Annotated in this window: 5 protein-coding genes; all 5 read left to right on the top strand. The window is 26.4% G+C overall.

Going from position 1 to position 2584, the window contains the following annotated elements; all coding sequences use genetic code 11:
* Positions 1–125: 125 nt before the first annotated feature.
* Complete coding sequence (locus OIU80_RS20770; protein WP_264288874.1) at positions 126–440, top strand: hypothetical protein; 315 nt, start codon at positions 126–128, stop codon at positions 438–440.
* Positions 437–679 (top strand): DUF3850 domain-containing protein, encoded by a 243-nt coding sequence (locus OIU80_RS20765; RefSeq protein WP_264288873.1) that lies wholly within the window; start codon positions 437–439, stop codon positions 677–679. The genes OIU80_RS20770 and OIU80_RS20765 overlap by 4 nt, the downstream gene beginning before the upstream one ends.
* Entirely contained in the window at positions 676–930 is a 255-nt protein-coding gene (locus tag OIU80_RS20760) for a hypothetical protein (protein WP_264288872.1), read from the top strand. The genes OIU80_RS20765 and OIU80_RS20760 overlap by 4 nt, the downstream gene beginning before the upstream one ends.
* A 256-nt stretch (positions 931–1186) precedes the next feature.
* Positions 1187–1873 carry a hypothetical protein gene (locus OIU80_RS20755; protein WP_264288871.1) on the top strand — a complete coding sequence of 229 codons (687 nt, stop codon included), beginning with the start codon at positions 1187–1189 and terminating at the stop codon, positions 1871–1873.
* 21 nt (positions 1874–1894) lie between these two features.
* Positions 1895–2278: a hypothetical protein gene (locus OIU80_RS20750; protein ID WP_264288870.1), complete on the top strand. Its 384-nt coding sequence runs from the start codon at positions 1895–1897 to the stop codon at positions 2276–2278.
* Positions 2279–2584 lie beyond the last annotated feature (306 nt).

Genomic DNA, 2584 nt, shown 5'->3' with positions numbered 1-2584 from the left:
TTTTTTTAAATCAGCATCCAAAAAAATACACGAATTAAGTAATTTCTTGAAAAAGGAAAAATAAAATTATTAATTCAAAAAATGACCAGATAAATCACATCATTAACGACCAATGCTATTTATTTATGAATCTTAAAACCTTAAACTATATTAGAAACAAAGCACAATTACAGAAGTTGTATATCAGCCAATTTACACCAGATTATATTCGAAAAGAAATCTATGAAGTATTAAAAAAAACACGTGAAAATGTTACGGCAGGTGCTTTGTTATTTGCAAAAAACATATCCACTGAGGAAGTGATTATTTTTATAAACAGAAATGGAAAACCTGACGGCTACATTCTTTCCGATGAATTGAAAATGCAATTACGTGAATACAAAGATGATTTAATTCGTGAAAAATTTTTATTAAATGAACTCCAAAAAACTAAAATATGATACATGACTTAAAAATTGAATATGAGTTTGCAAAGCTTCATTTCATCGGTAAAAATAATTGGGAACTAAGAAAGAATGACAGAGATTTTAAAGTTGGTGATACCATTCAATTTACGGTAATAGAATGGGAAGGTTCTTCAAATTGGAAATATGAGAGAACAATAACAAATGTTTTTGATGATACTAATTTAGGATTGCAAGATGGATATGTAATATTATCAATAGAAAAAGAATTATGAAGCCAACAGCAAAGAAATCAGACAATCCAACCAACGCTTTAATTAATCGTAATTTTATTATACGTGTACTGGAGAACCCGAAAGAAAATCAACTTAAAAACACAAAATTAACCTCTGCTAATAAACTTTCTAAGTACTTAAAAGATGAAGAAATTAAAATAAAGCTTTTTAATAAGATATTGGACGGCAGGAAAGATAAATACACCTTTTTAATAAGAAACCGCCTTAAAATCGATTTTCAATCAAAATAACTTATTAGGTAATATACACTAGCAAAAAAAGCATTCTTAGAATTATTATTAAGGATGCTTTTTATTTTACAACCTCGTTTAGTTACTGATAATAATCTTAGCTGTGGTTTTTGTAGAGTAAGTTAAATTTTCGGAATTCCCACTCTGTTTCATGTAAAAGATAGTACGTTTTTTACAAAATCACTAAAAGTGGGTATTGGTTTGAGATATTACAATGTCTACTTTTGAGAAATTATTAATATATAATCAATGTAAAATGAAAAAAATTATCTATTCTATCTTATTATTAACAGTTACAAATTCTGTTTTTATTTCCTGTGCTAAAGATGAACAAATTGTAAAACAAATTGAAGAAAAGAACAAAATTGAATTAACGGATTATGGTTTTTTTCATAATGAAGGTCTATCATTATACTACAAAAGTCAAAATGGTTTTAGAGAAACAAATACAGATGTAATAATTCAAAAAATAACTACACAATTAGAGAATAAATACCCTAAAGAGTTTAGCAATGTAGACATTAGTGATGTTAAAAATGCTTTTAAGAATACTGATATTCAGAAATTTAATATAGTTTCCTTTTGGAATTCAAAAAAAGAAGAGCTATATCTTAATAATAAATTATCACCAAAAATAGGTGGTCTAGTTGATAAAATATTAAAAGAAGAGATGAGTCACGAACAATATATGCTCGAAATTCAGAAATTTAGAAAAGAAAACACTTTAGATACAAGTGAACAAAATAGTTTAATTATATTTGAAAATGTATTAGAAAGTTCAAAACAATATTGGAGTTCACACAATTCTCATAAACTAACTGCCAGACCAGGATCTCAAGCAATTATTGCTGACGGAATGGGAGCACTTATGTTTGTATATAGTGGTCCTCTTTCGATAATTGCGGGTTGTGCAACTTCACTTTTTGTTAATGAAGCCTTATAATAAAATAAAAAAATAATATTTATGGAATCTAACAATGTAATAATATTTCTAGAAAAATATGACTATGCATATACAGTAAAGGATAAAATTATCACAACAAATCTTAACCTTTCTCAAAAGGTAATAATTGATTTATCTAATTCTCAAAAAGTAATCATTACTGATCAACTAGTAAGTTGGAATTTTTTAACAGGAGGAATTACAATGAGTTTAAAAAACGCTATCATTTATAATTTTGTTGCTATGTTGTTTTTTGGTTTTTTTTGTCAATATCTAGAATTTTCAAATAAAGATTTCTCAAGTTTATTATTAGTATTTATCGGTTGGGTGTTAATTTTTACATCATATTACACTATTAATTTAGCGAGTTTCAAACAAGAAATAATAAATTGTACTTCTGAATAGAATAAACAATCTAATAATTCTTTATTATTAAAAAGCAACACCTGACTTTTTTTAGTTAGGTGTTGCTTTTTTGCATTAAATTTATCACTTAAAAGATATAAGTTATAATCATTCAGTTTTGCTAATTTTCAAGTTATATTAATGAAGATAAAATAATTTATCAATCTACCCGCTTCTGCAAAGAAGCGGGTTTTTTTTTGCAATGGCATTGCAAAACCTTTGCAATGCTACGCAATGATAAGAAACCGTCTAGGAATCATCTGCAATCCTTAAACAGTTTATTTTATCTGTTTCATATTTGTCAAC

The sequence above is a fragment of the Flavobacterium frigoritolerans genome (assembly GCF_025847275.1).
In the GTDB taxonomy this organism is placed as follows: domain Bacteria; phylum Bacteroidota; class Bacteroidia; order Flavobacteriales; family Flavobacteriaceae; genus Flavobacterium; species Flavobacterium frigoritolerans.
The sequence above is the reverse complement of the archived record's forward strand: the minus strand, read 5'-3'. Positions and strand labels throughout refer to the sequence as shown.

Bases quoted from the DNA above. Each gene is read 5' to 3' on its own strand.
- OIU80_RS20770 (WP_264288874.1), top strand. From the start codon at position 126: ATGAATCTTAAAACCTTAAACTATATTAGAAACAAAGCACAATTACAG.
- OIU80_RS20765 (WP_264288873.1), top strand. From the start codon at position 437: ATGATACATGACTTAAAAATTGAATATGAGTTTGCAAAGCTTCATTTC.
- OIU80_RS20760 (WP_264288872.1), top strand. From the start codon at position 676: ATGAAGCCAACAGCAAAGAAATCAGACAATCCAACCAACGCTTTAATT.
- OIU80_RS20755 (WP_264288871.1), top strand. From the start codon at position 1,187: ATGAAAAAAATTATCTATTCTATCTTATTATTAACAGTTACAAATTCT.
- OIU80_RS20750 (WP_264288870.1), top strand. From the start codon at position 1,895: ATGGAATCTAACAATGTAATAATATTTCTAGAAAAATATGACTATGCA.